Origin of the sequence: Pseudomonas mandelii (genome assembly GCF_006438925.1) — a bacterium.
GTDB classification, from domain to species: domain Bacteria; phylum Pseudomonadota; class Gammaproteobacteria; order Pseudomonadales; family Pseudomonadaceae; genus Aquipseudomonas; species Aquipseudomonas mandelii_C.
The window spans coordinates 19,906-35,862 of the sequence record NZ_RCZA01000026.1; the positions used below are offsets into that span (position 1 = coordinate 19,906).

Consider the following 15,957-nt stretch of genomic DNA (forward strand, 5'->3'; position numbering starts at 1 on the left):
CAAAAGATCGCAGCCTTCGGCAGCTCCTACATGGAAACACGATCCCTGTAGGAGCTGCCGAAGGCTGCGATCTTTGCTTTTGCGGACTACGCCGGCTCTGTGACTTTCACCAGCTTCAACTCGGCCTCCCGCGCCTGGGCATCCGCCAATCGATACAACTCGATCGATCCGTCCCAATGCTCGATCAGCGCGGTGCATGACTCCACCCAATCCCCGCAATTGAGGTAATCCACCCCGCCGACCTTGCGAATCTCGGCATGGTGAATGTGCCCGCACACCACGCCGTGCAACTCGCGTTTGACGCATTCGTGCGCGATGGCTTCTTCGAAATCGCTGATGAAGCTGACCGCGGTTTTGACCTTGTGCTTGAGATACGCCGACAGCGACCAGTAACCGTAGCCATAGCGTGCGCGCCAATGGTTGAGCCAGCGGTTGAGGGTCAGGGTGAATTCGTAGGCCGAGTCGCCGAGAAAGGCCAGCCAGCGGTGATACCTCGTGATCACGTCAAACTGATCACCATGAATGACCAGAAGATGGCGACCATCGGCGGTCACGTGCACGGCTTCATCCACCAGTTGGATATTGCCCAGAATCAGCTTCGAATAGCGGCGCAGGAATTCGTCGTGGTTGCCGGTGACGTAGATCACCTCGGTGCCGCGCTTGCTCATGGTCAGCAAACGGCGGATCACATTCGTGTGCGCCTGAGGCCAGTACATGCCGCCGCGCAGCTTCCAGCCATCGATGATGTCGCCGACCAGGTAGATCTTGTCCGCGTGATAGCCCTTGAGAAACTGCGACAGGTGTTCGGCCTGGCAATCCCGGGTACCCAGATGCACGTCGGAAATCCACAAGGTCCGCACACGTTGCTTACGACTGGGTTTGGCGAGCTCGGCGCTGGTCATGGGCAACCCTCTGGAAAAGTTTTTGCAAGCTTGCGCCGGTCGGGTTAATTGCCCATGACAGTGGCGAGTCAGTCCTGTGACAGCGCCCCACGATTGCCCTCGGTGTAGACTGGCAGCCTTGCCCGGGAGACCTGCGATGAGACCGATCCTCATGCTACGCCAATACACTCATGACCTGATCGTCCATAGCCACGACCACGCGCAGCTGGTGTTTGGGCTGTCGGGTGCGCTGGATTTCGAGGTCGACGGGCGTGGCAGTCAGGTGATTCAACAGAGTTTCGTGGTGGTGCCGTCCGGTTTCCATCACGCCTGCGGTAGCGCCAATGGCAGCCGTTGCCTGGTACTGGACGTGCCCAGCGACCAATGGGTTTCTCAGTCCCTGGGTGATCACGCCGAAGCCAGTCGTCGTTTACTCGACAACGCCGGTCGCCTGTCGCTGGATGCCGGACAAAGCCAATTGGTCAGTTGGTTGGCGGGCAGTCAGGTCAGCGATCCACTGATCGCGCAACAAGGCGCGGTGTTGTTGCTGGCCAGCCTCAACAACGCCAAACCCGAGATCGTCGGTGGTCGGCGCCTGCCTTATGCGGCGCTGAATGCGCACATCGATCAGTACGCAGCCTATCCACTTCAAGTCGCCGATCTGGCGCGCGTCGCCGGTCTGTCCAGCGCTCGGCTGCATGCGCGGTTCGTTGCTGAATGCGGGCAGACGCCGATGGATTACATCCGCAGTCGACGTCTGCATATCGCTGTGGGACTGCTGCGGGATTCGCCATTGCCCATCGGCGAGGTTGCCAGTCGAGTCGGTTACAGTTCGCAGAGTGCCTTCGCGGCCGCGGTGTTGCGGGAGTTTGGCGCATCGCCTGGCAAGTTGCGCCGAGAGGCTGGCGACAAAGGACGATAGTCTGGCGACAGACGTAGCGGGGCGTTGCGCGATTAAATGTAGCAGCTGGCGAAGCCTGCGTCCGGCTGCGAAGCAGCCGTAAAACTGCATGCACGGTACATCTGAAAGACCGCGGTGCCTGATATTACGACTGCTTCGCAGCCGGACGCAGGCTTCGCCAGCTGCTACAGGGGACGGCGTTGTCTCCGGTCTGGTTTTATACGTTTTTCAAGGATTGCAATGACTCCCCGTACCGCCCTTGGCGCTTTGCATATTGGCGCACTGATGTTCGGCTTGACCGGCGTGTTCGGCAAACTGGCTGCCGCCTCTCCTGCCGTCATTGTCTTCGGGCGTGCCGCGTTCGCTGTGCTGGCGTTGGCCGTTTTTGCGCGGTTCGCCAGCACTACTCGCTGGCAGAAACTCGAGGCTGTGGACTGGCGCCGACTGTTGCTCAGCGGTTTGCTGCTGGCCGGACACTGGGTGAGTTTTTTCATTGCAGTGAAAGTCGCAGGCGTGGCAATCGCGACCCTGGGTTTCGCCAGCTTCCCGGCGTTTACCGTGATCCTTGAAGGGTTGATCTTCCGCGAGCGAATTCGCGCCAACGAAATCCTGCTGGTGGTGCTGGTCAGTGTCGGGCTGGTACTGGTCACCCCTGATTTCGATCTGGCCAGCGGCGCCACAATGGGTCTGCTGTGGGCGGTGGGTTCAGGTTTGCTGTTCTCTCTGCTATCGCTGACCAACCGCGCCAGCTCCGGGCGAATCCCGGCGGTGCAGGCGGCGTTGTGTCAGAACGTGGTGGTCGCGTTGTGCCTGCTGCCGGTGGCGGCACCGCAGTTGAGCGAAGTGCGCGCCATCGACTGGCTGTGGATCGGTCTGCTCGGGGTGTTCTGCACCGGCGTCGCTCACAGTCTGTTTGTTGCCAGCCTCGCAGTGATCAAGGCGCGGACGGCGGCAGTGGTGTTCGCCCTTGAGCCGGTTTACGGCATCACCATGGCCTGGCTGCTGTTTGATGAAAATCCGACGCTGCGCATGCTGATCGGTGGCGCGTTGATCATCGTGGCGATCGTGGTCTCCAGCCGACTCTCGGGTGGTTCAAGCAAGAAGACCGTTGCGGCAGAAGCCGCCTCTCACTGAGTGCGGTCGTTGTGCCCCAGGTCGCGGTCCGGATCAATTTGATCGCGGACCCGCTGCTTCAGCACTTTGGCCTCCGGGAAACCGCCATCAGCCTTGCGCTCCCAAATCTGCACATCGTCACAGAAAATGTGAAACACCCCACCGGTGCCGGGCACCAGCGACACTTTGCCAAGGTCGTCGCCAAACGTGCTGAGCAGCTCCTGGGCCAGCCAGGCAGCACGCAACAGCCACTGGCATTGCGTGCAATACGTGATGATGATTTCCGGTTTGCGTGCAGTCATGATTGGCGAAACTCCTGAGCCAGAGGGCGCCGCTATGATAGCCCGGCGAGCAGGTTCCGGGCGGTCTGCTTCAGCGGCTCGTTACCTTCCTTGAGCAACTCGTTGAGCAGTTCGATGGCGCTGTCCACATCGCCATCATCAATGCAGGTCTGGGCTTGTTCGAGTTTGTCGGCGCTGCTCGGCTCGGCCGGTTCCAGGTTCAGCGGTTCCAGCTCCAGCGACTGGCCGGGATCGCTGAACTCGTTGAGAAAGGTGTCATCCAGAGACTGCGAGTCAGGCTCGGCGACCCATTCAAGTTCGGGCTCGTCCAGCGTCGACTCGTCGGGCATTTCAAACACCTCGGGCAAGACGTGCAGGTTCGAGATAAACGGCGGCTCGACCGGCGCGGATTCGCTCGATGGCTTCGCGGCGGACGGCGAGTGTTCAAAAGGGCTGATCAGGTCCCAACTCGAATCCATCGACAGGTCATCCAGGTTCAACTGAAACTCATCATTGGGCGCTGCTTCGGGTATCGCAGCCTTGGGGGAAGTAATTGACGTTGCAACGGCCAGCGGTGCCGCACTGCTCAATTTCGGGTGTCGGGCGCGAATATTCTGAAGTTCTTGCAGGTCGTATCCGGCGTCACGCAGGTTGTTTTCCTGTGCTTCATAGGCAGGTACATCACCCTGTTTACCCAAAACGTCCAACAGCTGAACGGCTAGATCCGTGCGTTGCGGCTCCTTGATCAGCGCCTCTCGCAACAAACCGGCCGCTTCGGAAAAACGACCATAGGCCAGATAGATATCAACCCCTTCAAGCACATCGCCTGCGGGCGACTCTTCACCCGATTGAGTTGCCGGTTGCGACTCTGACGATTGGCCAACCGGTTCTGCAGTGCGATTGAGCGCCGGTTCATGCCGTGACGGCAAAACAGGTAAAGCGTCGGGCAATGCCTGAACCTGTTGTCGTTGACGCCGAACGAACAACCCCAGCAACACCAGAACCACCACCGCCAACAACCCGAAAATCAGCCCCCAGTTAGTAGCCTCAGGCTCTTCAACAATGGCCGGCACGGGAGCCACAACGGCGGGTGCAACCGGCTCCACCGCGGCGGTCTTGATTTCCGCCAATTGGGTTTGCAGTTCAGTCACCTGCTTTTTCTGACCGGCGACCTGCTCCTCCTGGGCCTGAAGCTTCGCAGTCAATTCATCGATGGTTGCTTGCAGCTGCTGGTTTCGCAGCACGCTGGCGGCCAGTTGTTCGGCAACGGGATCACTCACAGGCGCTGCGGCAGGAGGGAGTGGCGACTTTTTGCTTTTCGCTGCAGGTGGCTGCGCAACGGCCGGCTCAACCGTCGGGAATCCAGAGGACTGAACGTCGGTAGACGGTTCGTCAGTGACGGGAACAATCCCCGGTGAACCCGGCGGATCGATCAGGACCGTGTACTCGCGCAGCACGCGCCCGTTGGGCTGATTGAGCTGCACCAGGAAATTCAGGAAAGGTTCGTTGACAGGTTTGCTGGAGCTCACCCGGATCAGGCTGCGGTTGCCGCGCAGGATTGGCGTGAATTTCAGATTATTGAGAAAGAACACCCGATCGATGCCGGCGCGGCTGAACTCGTCCGCTGTCGCCAGGCTGACCGAGAGTTCACCCTCCTCCAGACCTACGGCATCTTCCAGTGCTATGTCGGCACGCAACGGCTGGTTCAGCGCCGAATGCAGGGTGATATCGCCCAAGCCTAACGCGGGCGCCAATGCCGAGTAAGTGACAGCACCACCGACCAGAAGCAGCCTGGCGCAACACCGTAAAGCCATGTGCCAACTCTCGAGCATGAGCATCCCTTAGATAACCAGAAACATCTTGTACGCGTTCGCACATCCGGTACGAACACGATATTGCCAAGTAGTTCTTTATAGTCTGCCCAACGGAGTATCTCAAAAGTCCTGGGTGCGTTTCTGCCTCAAGATTTTTCCAGGTTGGCCAGAATGTTCCCGTGGACACGCATGCAGACCTTCAAGTCCGCCTCATCGACGCCGTCGAACAATTCGTGGCGCAGTTGGGTGGCAATGGTTTCAATTTGTTCGATCAAGGGAAGGGCCGGGGCACAGAGGACGATTTTCTTCGCCCGGCGGTCTTCCAGTACCGATTGACGTTGCACCAGCCCCTGGCTTTCGAGACTGTCGAGCAGACGAGCCAGGGTCGGCCCTTCAACCCCAACGCTCTGCGCCAGTTCACGTTGGGTCGGGGCATCATCAAAACGCGCCAGGTGCAGCAGCACCAGCCAGCGCGCCTGGGACAGACCCAGGCCAGCCAGACGGCGGTCCAGTTCGGCACGCCAGCCGCGCGACATCTGGGCCAGTTGCATGCCAAAGCGGTGTTGGTCGGTTAACGGCATAAAACACTCATGATTAGACTGAAATAGAGAAAAACTAATTATTAGTCAGCTAAGCATGACCCTTGGCCAGAGGCAAGGCTTGCTCCGTACTGAATCGTTACATCTATGTGGCAGATCACCTAAATCTCGAATTCGGATTGCAGCGCCGCCCGAACACAGTACAAAACGCCTTCCGGCACTCTCCCGGCAAACAGGGCGGCAATCTCTGACACGGGTGGCAATTCGCCCTCGCCGTCGAGGAACGCATCCTGGATTTCACCCATCAACTCTTCGGGCAGATCCAGCGCTTGCTCCAGCGACAACTGCTGCTTGCCAATCGCTTCGGCGAGCAGTGTGTAGACGTTCTTTTCCGAGCATTGCAGCTGACCGGCGATCTGCAACGGTGTCATGCCGGCTCGGGCCAGGGTGATCAGTTCGTGGCGCAGGTCAGCCACCACTTTTGGCGCCTCGACCTGCCCGCCGAGGACTTCGAGGAAGGCCTCGCCGTAACGCTCCAGCTTGCGCGCGCCAACGCCGCTGACCGTGGCCATTTCCGACAGCGAGGTCGGTTGGCTGCGGAGCATTTCCAGCAATGTCGAGTCGGGAAAGATGACGTACGGCGGTACGCCATGCTCTTCGGCGAGTTTTCGACGCAGGGCGCGCAAGGCTTCCCACTGTTCGCGTTCTTCGCCGCGAACCAGTTGGCTCGCTTGGCTCTTGCTGCTTTTGGCCGTGGTTTGCGGCTTGAGGTCGCGGCGCAATTCGAGGGTCACTTCGCCCTTGAGCAGCGGTCGACAAGTGTCACTCAGGCGCAGACCGCCGTAGCCTTCGAGGTCGATGTCCGCCAGACCGCGGGCAACCAGTTGTCGGAACAGGGAGCGCCATTCGCTCTCTCCCATCGCCTTGCCTACACCGTATACCGACAGATGTTGATGGCCGAAGCTGCGGACCTTTTCGTTGTCCTTGCCCAGCAATACGTCCACCAGGTGCCCGACGCCGTAACGCTGGCCGGTGCGGTAGATCGCCGAAAGTGCCTGACGGGCCGGCTCAGTGGCATCCCAGGTCTGCACGCCATCGACGCAGTTGTCGCAATGGCCGCACGGTTCGGGCATGTCTTCGTCGAAATAAGCCAACAGCGTCTGGCGACGGCAGCGGGTTTCTTCGCAGAGCGAGAGCATGGCGTCGAGCTTGTGCTGCTCCAGACGCTTGTGGCGCTCGTCGCCCTCGGAGTTCTGCAACATCTGCTTGAGCATCACCACGTCTTGCAGGCCGTAGGCCATCCAGGCGTCTGCCGGCAGACCGTCTCGGCCGCCGCGACCGGTTTCCTGGTAATAGGCCTCAAGGGATTTTGGCAAGTCGAGGTGAGCGACAAAGCGCACGTTGGGCTTGTCGATGCCCATGCCGAACGCCACGGTGGCGACCATGATCAGGCCTTCCTCGTTGAGGAAGCGCTTCTGGTGGTGAGCCCGGGTATCGTTGGGCAAACCGGCGTGGTACGGCAGCGCCGGGAAGCCTTGTTCGCTGAGAAACACCGCCACTTCGTCGACTTTCTTGCGCGACAGGCAATAGACGATGCCGGCATCGCTGCGCCGTTCGGCGAGGAACGCCAGCAACTGCTTGCGCGGCTGCTCTTTGGGCACGATGCGATAGAAGATGTTGGGGCGATCGAAACTCGACAGGAAGCGCTCGGCATCCTGAAGATGAAGGCGGTCGACGATTTCTTCCCGGGTACGCTTGTCGGCGGTCGCGGTCAGGGCGATACGCGGGACGTTGGGGAACAATTCCGCCAACTGGCCCAATTGCAGGTATTCGCGGCGGAAGTCGTGGCCCCATTGGGACACGCAGTGGGCTTCGTCGATGGCGAACAGGGAAATCTCAAGACTTTGCAGAAAGGCCAGCATTCGTGGCTGAACCAGACGCTCGGGCGCGAGATAAAGCATTTTCACTTCGCCGCGCTTGATCCGTGCCGCCAGATCGCGCTGCTGCTCGGCGCTGAGCGTGGAGTTCAATGCCGCCGCAGCGACACCCAGCTCTTCGAGGGTGGCGACCTGGTCGTCCATCAGGGCGATCAGCGGCGACACCACCACCGCCAGGCCTTCGCGCAACAGGGCCGGCACCTGGAAGCACAAGGACTTGCCGCCACCGGTAGGCATCAGCACCAGGGCGTCGCCGCCACTGGCCACGCGCTCAATGATTGCACCCTGACGGCCACGGAAACTGTCGTAACCGAAGATGTCCTTGAGGACGCGTTGAGCCTGTTCGAGCATAGAAACTCCAAAAATCACAAAAACATCCCTGCAAGGCTGGTTCAGAACCACGAAGGCTGCACCGACAAATCGTAAGTGCGCATTGCATGACGCTTCACATTTCAGCCGCGACGCCGGCAGGGCATCACAAAACGCGGGAGTATACCCGACCCCTGTCCGGCAAAGGGTGCCGCTGAGACGACATACGAAAGTCAATCTGGCGCAGAAACTGTGGGAGCGGGCTTGCTCGCGAAGGCGGCTTGACGTTCAACATTTGCGTTGACTGAAACACCGCTTTCGCGAGCAAGCCCGCTCCCACAGGGATTGCGGTGTTTCGCGGGGCCGCGATGGGGCAAATATCCCGCGCGGCTGGCCCAAGCGCTCAAGAAGGCCTAGAATTCCCGCATCTGTTTAATTCCCAAGGTAGCCCTTTAATGTCCTTCGCTGAGCAACTAACCCGCCTGCAAGTCTTCCTCGACGCCGACGAACTGCATGACGAGGCGCTGGACTATGTGGCCGCCCACGGCTACCTCACTGCGCTGTCGATCTGTTCCGAAACCGTTCCCGACCGTGAATGGATCGACGCCCTCTTCGCCGAAGAGCCGCATTACGCCGACGACACCGAGCGTGAAGCGATTGAATCCACTCTGTTGGCCCTCAAGGCTCACATCGCACGCCAATTGGCGTCCGATGAAGAGTTCGAGCTGCCCTGCGACCTGGACCTGGGCGAAGAGCCGGATGACTCCGACCTGCGCGGCTGGTGCATCGGCTTCATGGAAGGCGTGTTCCTGCGCGAAGCGGCCTGGTTCGAAACCGCCGAAGACGAAGTCAGCGAAATGCTGCTGCCGATCATGGTCGGTTCGGGTCTGTTCGACGAACAGCCTGAGTTCGAAGACATCGCCAAAGACGCCAACCTGATGGACGACATGATCGTGCAGATCCCGGAAGCCCTGACCGCGCTGTACCTGCTGTGCCAGGCGCCAGACGAAAAACCGGCGATCCTCAAGCCTCGTCACCACTAAGGTTTTGCCTATGGACAACCCCATAGGCAACCGCTCCCTGATGTTGCGTTACGTGCTGCTGGCCATCGGCTGGCTGAGCGTAGCGCTGGGAGTGATCGGGATTTTCCTGCCGGTGTTGCCCACCACGCCCTTCCTGCTGCTGGCGGCCGCCTGCTTCGCCCGCAGTTCGCCGCGCTTTTATCATTGGCTGGTTGAACATCCGCGGCTTGGGCCGTGGATTCGCGATTACTTGAGCGGCAACGGTATCCCGCTCAAAGGCAAGGTCTACGCCATCGGCCTGATGTGGGCGAGCATCCTGCTCTCCTGCTATCTGGTGCCCCTGCCGTGGGCGCGGGGGTTCATGCTGACCAGCGCCGTGCTGGTGACCCTCTACATCCTCAAACAGAAAACCCTGCATAAATCCTGAAAACGCCACAATCCCTGTAGCAGCTGCCGAAGGCTGCGTTCGGCGGCGAAGCCGTCGCCAGGCCATCCGCTGCGGTCTATCAGGCAAACCACGTGTGCAGGGTTTACGACCGCTCCGCCGCCGAACGCAGGCTTCGCCAGCTGCTACAAGTCCGCGTACCAACCCGACGATCTGTCCTGCCTAGCTGAAAACACCGCCTAGACTTCAGACATCTGTACCGGAGCGGCCAGACATGTCCCGCAGTCCGCGTAGTCCAGGATGGTCAACGCTCCGACTTCGGCTCGGCGGATGGCTGTTGCTGATCACTTTTCTGTTAGCCGGGCTGGGCAGTGTCGGGGCCAACTGGAGTTTTACGCAAATTCTGCAAACCGCCGAAAATCGCTACGGCCCCCTCGGCCCGGGACGGGGAAGGATCGAGGCCTGGAGTCAAATGCTCAGTAGCGAAGTCAACGCGCCCGAGCGCGAGCAACTGAACGCGGTCAATCGCTTCTTCAATCAGCAACTGAGCTTTCTGGACGACACCCGCATCTGGCATCAGACCGATTACTGGGCCACGCCCGTCGAATCCCTGATCAAGGGTGCCGCTGATTGCGAGGACTACGCACTGGCGAAATATTTCAGCCTGCGCTACCTGGGAATTCCCAGCGAAAAACTACGCATCACCTACGTGAAAGCCCTGACCCAGAACCAGGCGCACATGGTGCTGACTTTCTACAACAGCCCCACGGCCGATCCTCTGGTGCTGGACAACTTGATCGGCGAGGTCCGCCCCGCCTCCCAACGCAAAGACCTGCTGCCGGTGTACGCCTTCAACGCAGAAGGCCTGTACTTGCCGGGAGCCAATGGCGGCAAACGCAGCAGCGACTCGAAAAAACTGTCGCGCTGGCAGGACGTACTAAAAAAGATGCAGGTCGAAGGGTTCGCCGTGGGCGACGGCTAGCCACCTGAGCAAGGAGCGATTTATGTCACTGCGTAAACAGTTGTTTCTCGCCATCTGCCTGTTCTTGCTGGTGGCGTTCAGCGGCAGCTTTTTTGTCAGCCTGGAAAGCTCTCGCGACCAGATGCTCGGCCAGTTGCGCTCCCACGCCCAGGACGCCGCCACCGCGTTGGGTTTGTCGTTGACGGCGCAAATTGATGACCCGGCCATGATCGAATTAATGGTCAGCTCGATTTTCGACAGCGGTTATTTCAGCAGCATTCGAATCATCAACATTGCGGATGCGCAGGTGCTGGTCGAGCGCAGTGCGCCGGGGCAAATCGAGGGCGTTCCCGCCTGGTTTGTGAACCTGGTCAACCTGCACCCACCCGGTGGCGAAGCGCTGATCATGCGCGGCTGGGTGCAGGCGGCACGGGTCGAAGTGTTGAGCAATCCACAGTTCGCCCTGGCCAAACTCTGGGACAGCACCCTCGGCAGCCTGATCTGGTTACTGGTGTGCGGCCTGCTCAGTGCCGTGTTTGGTGGCTGGTTGCTGCGCCGGCAATTTCGTCCACTTGACACCATGGTCAAACAGGCCGAAGCCATCAGCAAACGCGAGTTCCTCAGCCTGCCGAAACTGCCGCGCACACCGGAGTTGAAACGCGTGGTACTGGCCATGAACCAGATGGTCGAGAAGCTCAAGGCGCTGTTCGCCGAAGAGGTCGCACGCAGTGAAAAACTGCGGGTCGAGTCCTATCAGGACAGCCTCACAGGCCTGGCCAATCGACGCTTGCTGGATGAAGAATTGGCCGACGAGTTGCTGGTCTCCGAGCAGAGCAGCGACGGCCATTTGCTGATGCTGCGAATCAACGATCTGGTCGGTCTCAACCAACGCTTGGGTGGCCAGCGCACCGATGCGCTGATCAGCGCCGTCGGTGAATTGCTCAAGCGCCTTACCCAGCCACCGGAACGTCGCACCTGGCTAGCCGCGCGTAATCGTGGCGGTGAATTTAGCCTGCTGACGCCAGGGCTGGACAGCACCGACGCCGCACGCTTGGCCTGCGAAATCAGCGCCACCCTGGAAAACCTGCGCCTGACCGGCGCCAGCGACTCCATGCCGGTGGCGCATTTGGGGATCGCCCCTTACCACCCCGGTGAGCCAGCCAGTGACGTGCTGACGCGACTGGATCAGGCGTTGACCGAAGCCCGGCAACATCCCGAGCGCCCGTGGGTCCACTTGGCCGATTCCATCACCGCGCCGAACCCGTCCCAAAACGACTGGCAAACCTGGATCGACGACGCCCTGAACCAAGGCAAGATGCAACTGTATTTCCAACCCGTCGTGCAATGCGCTGACACCAGCCAGGTGCTGCATCACAAAGTCCTCGCACGCCTGCTCGACCCGCAGGGCGAGGCCATTGCTGCCGGGCACTTCCTGCCGTGGATCGAGCGACTCGGCTGGTCGGCGCGCTTCGACCTGGCCATGCTCGAAGCCACCCTCGACTACCTCATTGTCAATCGTTGGCCCCTGGCGTTAAGCCTGTCCGGCAGCACCCTGCGCGATCCCGCGCAGCTGCAACACATCCTCGACATGCTCGAATCGCTGCCCGAACTCGCAACGTTGCTGATTCTGGAAATCGACGAACGCCAACTGCCACCTCAGGAAGAACTGCAACGCCTGAGCCACAGCCTGCTCAACACCGGTTACCGCATCGGTCTGCAGCATTTTGGCGGCAGCTTCGGCCAGATCGGCAACCTGACTCAACTGGGGCTGGCTTACTTGAAAATCGACGGTGCCTACATCCGTCACATTGATGAGCAGAGTGATAAAAGGTTGTTCATCGAGGCGATTTTTCGGGCGACCAACAGCATTGATTTGCCGTTGATTGCGGAGATGGTCGAGACCAAAGAAGAGCTGGAGGTGATCAGGGAGTTGGGATTGTTTGGGGTGATGGGACGGTTGATTGGGCCGCCGGAGCCGATGTGAGCCATCAGTCGGGCTGTGTTATCGGCAGCCCATGTTTAAGGGCCACCCCACGTTACTTAATGATCGTTCCCACGCTCTGCGTGGAGCGTGGGAACGATCAAACGACGCCCCCAAACAACAAAAAACCCGCCATCCCTTTCTACGGGGATCGCGGGTTTTGTCGTTTCAGCTTCAAATCACACCGTATCCACCTTCAACGAATGGTCATTGAGCATCCCGTTGATAATCGTCGCCGTATCATGCCCCCCCGCAATCACCCCACCCGCCCCCGGCGTTACGCCGTAATGGCTGGCCAGGTTCACACCCGCCAGGTCGATGGTCTGGTTCGGCGCGGCGCCAGCCATGGCGCTGACGTCGATGCTGGTGACCAGTGATTCGCCGCTGCCGGTGACTTTGAAGTGCAGGTAGTCATCCAGCGACGCCGCGGTGCTGTTTTCCCCTTGCAGCAGTTGCGACAGGTCGAGTTTGTCGATGCCCGGCGTGAAGTCAGTGACCACGTCGTGGCCGCTGTTGCCTTTGAGCCACTGGAAGGTGTCGGTACCACTGCCGCCGGTGAGGGTGTTGTTGCCCAGGCCGCCAATGAGGAAGTCGTCGCCGCCTCCACCGTTGAGCATGTCGTTACCCAGGCCGCCGTTGATGATGTTGCTGTGGTTGTCGCCCGTGAGGCTGTCGTTGAAGTTTGAGCCGGTCAGGTTCTCGATCGCCGTCAGGGTGTCGGTCCCGGCGCCCCCGGTGTTCTGCGCACCGAGCACGCCCAGATTGACCGTAACCCCGGCGGTGGCGTGGGCATAGCTCGCGGTGTCGACGCCGGTGCCGCCGTCGAGCAGGTCGTTGCCCGCGCCGCTGTACAGCAAGTCATTGCCGGCGCCGCCGTGCATTTCGTTGTTGCCGGAACCGGCGGTGAGTACGTCGTTGCCGTCGCCGGCATTGATCACGTTATTTCCGGCGCCCGCCACCAGTACATCGTCGCCCGCCGTGCCGGTGAGGGTGTGGCCATCCTGATAGGTGATGGTCACGGCACCGTTGTCGCTGCCGCCATGGCTGTCGCTGGCGGTGTAGGTGCCGTGGACATCTGGTGCGATGTCGTGGGCACCGGCGTAGTTGACGGTCATGGTCAACTGGTAGTTTTCCGCCCCATTCCCGCTGTTGCCCGGGCCAGGGTTGTCGATGTTGGTGATGTGGATCTGGTAGGTGCTGTCCGACGTTGCGGTGAGGGTTTGCCCGTCCGCGAGGGCGATCCATGCGCCGCCGTTGATTGAGTACTCCATAGCGACATGATCGGCCGGCAGATTGTGATCCAGGTTAAGGGTTTCACCCTGTTTGAGGTCGATGGTGATGCGGTCCTCATCGTGGGTGTTGTTGACCGCTCCCAGCGCCCCGCTGACTACCAACACCGCCGTCATGGCTGTCGTGTTGGCGACGAATGCACTGCGGGCGAGGGTCACCGCCTGCTCGTTACCGCCGGTGAAGCTGAAGTTTTGATGGGTGCCGGTGAAGTCCGCGCCTTTGGCAATCCAACCGGTGCTGACGGTGGTCGGCGAAGCGGTCAGCGGGTCGCCATTGGGGTCGGTGTCGTTGGCCAGCAACAACTCGCCCGGTACCACGATGTTGCCCGACAGCACGTTGGTGATGACGTGGTCATCGACCGCCACCGGTGGCGCGTTCGCAATGACTGGGTCCGGCAACGTCGAACCGGCCAGGTCGCCGTCGTTGCCGCTGATGCAGCTATTGTTCACGTCGATGGTGATGGTGGTGGTCCTCTCGTCGCCATCGCCATCGCGCAAGGTGTAGGTGAACACGTCGATCGCACCGGGACCGTTCACGGCGTCCGGGTTGCTGTGGTAGACCGCGTTGCCCGCTGCATCCAGCGTCAGGTAACCGTAGGTGCCATTGATCTGGCTGTTCAGACCGCCGATGGCCGAGGTCGAGGTGTCTGAACCGGCACGCACGCCGACCACCCCACCCCCATCGGCATCGCCGAAGTCGTTCGCCAGCACGTTGCCGCTGACGATGCTGCCCTCCACTACCGAGACCACGTCGGGGTTGGCGGTCGGCAGGTCATCGACGATGTTGACCACGATGGTGCTGGTGGTGGAATGGCCCAGGGCGTCAGTGGCTTTGTAAGTGAAACTTTCGCTGAGGGTGTTCTCGCCATCGTCGGCGTGCGGCGTGGTGCTTGGCGCCGACGTCAGCGTGTAGGTGTAGGAGCCGTCGAGGTTGAGCAGGATTTGGCCGTAGGTGCCAGTGGCGCTGCCGACCAGCGTGTAGGTGATCGCGCCGGTGGCACCCGTGACAGAGCCTACCAGGGTGCCACTGGCGGTTTCAGCCGTGAGGCCCGGCTGACTGCCGGTGACGGTGCCGGGCGCCAGATCCTGGCCGTCCTGGTTCAGGTCGAGGGCTTTTTCGTACACGGTCACGTCGCTGTCGCTGACCGCCAGAATGCTGCTGTTGTGCACGTCGATGGTGATGGTGGTGGTGCTTTGGTCACCGTCGGCATCGCGCAGGGTGTAGGTGAACGTGTCGGTCGCCCCGGGGCCGCTCACGGCGTTCGGGTTGCTGTGGTAGACGGCGTTGCCGTTGGCATCCAGCGTCAGGTAACCGTAGGTGCCATTGATCTGAGTGTTGAGGCCGCCAACGGCCGAGGTCGAGGTGTCTGAACCGGCACGTACGCCGAGCACCGCCCCTGCGGCGAGGCCATCGGCGCCGCCGACGTCGTTCCACAGCACGTTGCCGTTGACGGTGCCGCCTTCGGCGACCGAAGTCTCGTCGGCATGAGCAGTCGGCACGTCATCGACGACGTTGNGGTGTAGGTGAACGTGTCGGTCGCCCCGGGGCCGCTCACGGCGTTCGGGTTGCTGTGGTAGACGGCGTTGCCGTTGGCATCCAGCGTCAGGTAACCGTAGGTGCCATTGATCTGAGTGTTGAGGCCGCCAACGGCCGAGGTCGAGGTGTCTGAACCGGCACGTACGCCGAGCACCGCCCCTGCGGCGAGGCCATCGGCGCCGCCGACGTCGTTCCACAGCACGTTGCCGTTGACGGTGCCGCCTTCGGCGACCGAAGTCTCGTCGGCATGAGCAGTCGGCACGTCATCGACGACGTTGATCACGATGGTGCTGGTGGTGCTGTTGCCCAGGGCGTCGGTGGCTTGGTAAGTGAAACTTTCGCTCAAAGTGTTGGCACCGTCGTTCGCATGCGGCGTGGTGCTGGGCGCCGACGTCAGCGTGTAGGTGTAGGAGCCATCAGGATTGAGCAGGATTTGCCCGTAGGTGCCGGTGGCGCTGCCGACCAGGGTGTAGGTGATTGCGCCGACCGCACCGCTGACCGAGCCGACCAAGGTGCCACTGGCGGTTTCGCCGGTGTTGCCCGGCAGGCTCCCGGTGACGGTGCCGGGCGCCAGATCCTGGCCGTCCTGGTTCAGGTCGAGGGCTTTTTCATACACGGTCACGTCGCTGTCGCTGACCGCCAGAATGCTGCTGTTGTTCACGTCGATGGTGATGGTGGTGGTGCTTTGGTCACCGTCGGCATCGCGCACGGTGTAGGTGAACGTGTCGGTCGCCCCGGGGCCGCTCACGGCGTTCGGGTTGCTGTGGTAGACGGCGTTGCCGTTGGCATCCAGCGTCAGGTAACCGTAGGTGCCATTGATCTGAGTGTTGAGGCCGCCAACGGCCGAGGTCGAGGTGTCTGAACCGGCACGTACGCCGAGCACCGCCCCTGCGGCGAGGCCATCGGCGCCGCCGACGTCGTTCCACAGCACGTTGCCGTTGACGGTGCCGCCTTCGGCGACCGAAGTCTCGTCGGCATGAGCAGTCGGCACGTCATCGACGACGTTG

The 15,957-nt window shown here is 61.0% G+C and carries 12 protein-coding genes and 1 pseudogene; 6 read left to right on the plus strand and 7 right to left on the minus strand.

What is annotated here, in order from left to right:
- Positions 1-86 precede the first annotated feature (86 nt).
- Positions 87-902, minus strand: coding sequence for a UDP-2,3-diacylglucosamine diphosphatase (locus EAH74_RS32045; RefSeq protein WP_140684322.1), 816 nt, complete (start codon positions 900-902; stop codon positions 87-89).
- Between the two features lie 136 nt (positions 903-1,038).
- Here EAH74_RS32045 and EAH74_RS32050 point away from each other — a divergent pair, with 136 nt between their 5' ends.
- Entirely contained in the window at positions 1,039-1,803 is a 765-nt protein-coding gene (locus tag EAH74_RS32050) for a helix-turn-helix transcriptional regulator (protein ID WP_140684324.1), read from the plus strand.
- Between the two features lie 219 nt (positions 1,804-2,022).
- Positions 2,023-2,916, plus strand: coding sequence for a DMT family transporter (locus EAH74_RS32055; RefSeq protein WP_123364496.1), 894 nt, complete (start codon positions 2,023-2,025; stop codon positions 2,914-2,916).
- Here EAH74_RS32055 and EAH74_RS32060 read toward each other — a convergent pair.
- The 4 genes from EAH74_RS32060 to recQ all read right to left on the minus strand — a co-directional run bounded on the left by EAH74_RS32060 (position 2,910) and on the right by recQ (position 7,817).
- Complete coding sequence (locus EAH74_RS32060) at positions 2,910-3,197, minus strand: SelT/SelW/SelH family protein (protein WP_033055915.1); 288 nt, start codon at positions 3,195-3,197, stop codon at positions 2,910-2,912. The two genes, EAH74_RS32055 and EAH74_RS32060, sit on opposite strands and share 7 nt — an antisense overlap.
- A 32-nt stretch (positions 3,198-3,229) precedes the next feature.
- The gene (locus EAH74_RS32065; protein WP_140684326.1) at positions 3,230-5,008 is read right to left on the minus strand and encodes a FimV/HubP family polar landmark protein; all 1,779 of its coding nucleotides are present in this window, start codon (positions 5,006-5,008) and stop codon (positions 3,230-3,232) included.
- Between the two features lie 128 nt (positions 5,009-5,136).
- Complete coding sequence (locus tag EAH74_RS32070; protein WP_140684328.1) at positions 5,137-5,571, minus strand: MarR family transcriptional regulator; 435 nt, start codon at positions 5,569-5,571, stop codon at positions 5,137-5,139.
- A 119-nt stretch (positions 5,572-5,690) separates the two neighbouring features.
- Positions 5,691-7,817, minus strand: coding sequence for a DNA helicase RecQ (recQ, locus tag EAH74_RS32075; protein WP_140684330.1), 2,127 nt, complete (start codon positions 7,815-7,817; stop codon positions 5,691-5,693).
- A 413-nt stretch (positions 7,818-8,230) separates the two neighbouring features.
- On the opposite strand from recQ, the gene EAH74_RS32085 reads away from it, so the two are divergent.
- The 4 genes from EAH74_RS32085 (at position 8,231) to lapD (ending at position 12,127) form a co-directional block, all read left to right on the plus strand.
- Positions 8,231-8,818: a YecA family protein gene (locus tag EAH74_RS32085; RefSeq protein WP_008156162.1), complete on the plus strand. Its 588-nt coding sequence runs from the start codon at positions 8,231-8,233 to the stop codon at positions 8,816-8,818.
- A 10-nt stretch (positions 8,819-8,828) separates the two neighbouring features.
- Positions 8,829-9,224, plus strand: a complete 396-nt coding sequence (locus EAH74_RS32090; protein ID WP_140684332.1) for a YbaN family protein — start codon at positions 8,829-8,831, stop codon at positions 9,222-9,224.
- Positions 9,225-9,456: 232 nt separating this feature from the next.
- Positions 9,457-10,164: a cysteine protease LapG gene (gene lapG / locus EAH74_RS32095; protein WP_140684334.1), complete on the plus strand. Its 708-nt coding sequence runs from the start codon at positions 9,457-9,459 to the stop codon at positions 10,162-10,164.
- A 22-nt stretch (positions 10,165-10,186) separates the two neighbouring features.
- A complete protein-coding gene (gene lapD / locus EAH74_RS32100; protein WP_140684336.1) occupies positions 10,187-12,127 on the plus strand; it encodes a cyclic di-GMP receptor LapD in 1,941 nt (646 codons plus the stop codon).
- Positions 12,128-12,303: 176 nt separating this feature from the next.
- On the opposite strand, the gene EAH74_RS32105 is transcribed toward lapD, so the two are convergent.
- On the minus strand, positions 12,304-14,913 hold the full coding sequence (locus EAH74_RS32105; RefSeq protein ID WP_430539820.1) for a beta strand repeat-containing protein: 2,610 nt from the start codon (positions 14,911-14,913) through the stop codon (positions 12,304-12,306).
- Positions 14,914-14,930: 17 nt separating this feature from the next.
- A pseudogene (locus EAH74_RS34035) lies at positions 14,931-15,957 on the minus strand (Ig-like domain-containing protein); the annotation flags it as partial.

Excerpts from the sequence above, each read along its gene's own strand:
- recQ (WP_140684330.1), bottom strand. The coding sequence starts at position 7,817 with ATGCTCGAACAGGCTCAACGCGTCCTCAAGGACATCTTCGGTTACGAC.
- EAH74_RS32085 (WP_008156162.1), top strand. The coding sequence starts at position 8,231 with ATGTCCTTCGCTGAGCAACTAACCCGCCTGCAAGTCTTCCTCGACGCC.
- EAH74_RS32070 (WP_140684328.1), bottom strand. The coding sequence starts at position 5,571 with ATGCCGTTAACCGACCAACACCGCTTTGGCATGCAACTGGCCCAGATG.
- lapD (WP_140684336.1), top strand. The coding sequence starts at position 10,187 with ATGTCACTGCGTAAACAGTTGTTTCTCGCCATCTGCCTGTTCTTGCTG.
- EAH74_RS32090 (WP_140684332.1), top strand. The coding sequence starts at position 8,829 with ATGGACAACCCCATAGGCAACCGCTCCCTGATGTTGCGTTACGTGCTG.
- EAH74_RS32055 (WP_123364496.1), top strand. The coding sequence starts at position 2,023 with ATGACTCCCCGTACCGCCCTTGGCGCTTTGCATATTGGCGCACTGATG.
- EAH74_RS32060 (WP_033055915.1), bottom strand. The coding sequence starts at position 3,197 with ATGACTGCACGCAAACCGGAAATCATCATCACGTATTGCACGCAATGC.
- lapG (WP_140684334.1), top strand. The coding sequence starts at position 9,457 with ATGTCCCGCAGTCCGCGTAGTCCAGGATGGTCAACGCTCCGACTTCGG.
- EAH74_RS32045 (WP_140684322.1), bottom strand. The coding sequence starts at position 902 with ATGACCAGCGCCGAGCTCGCCAAACCCAGTCGTAAGCAACGTGTGCGG.
- EAH74_RS32050 (WP_140684324.1), top strand. The coding sequence starts at position 1,039 with ATGAGACCGATCCTCATGCTACGCCAATACACTCATGACCTGATCGTC.
- EAH74_RS32065 (WP_140684326.1), bottom strand. The coding sequence starts at position 5,008 with ATGCTCGAGAGTTGGCACATGGCTTTACGGTGTTGCGCCAGGCTGCTT.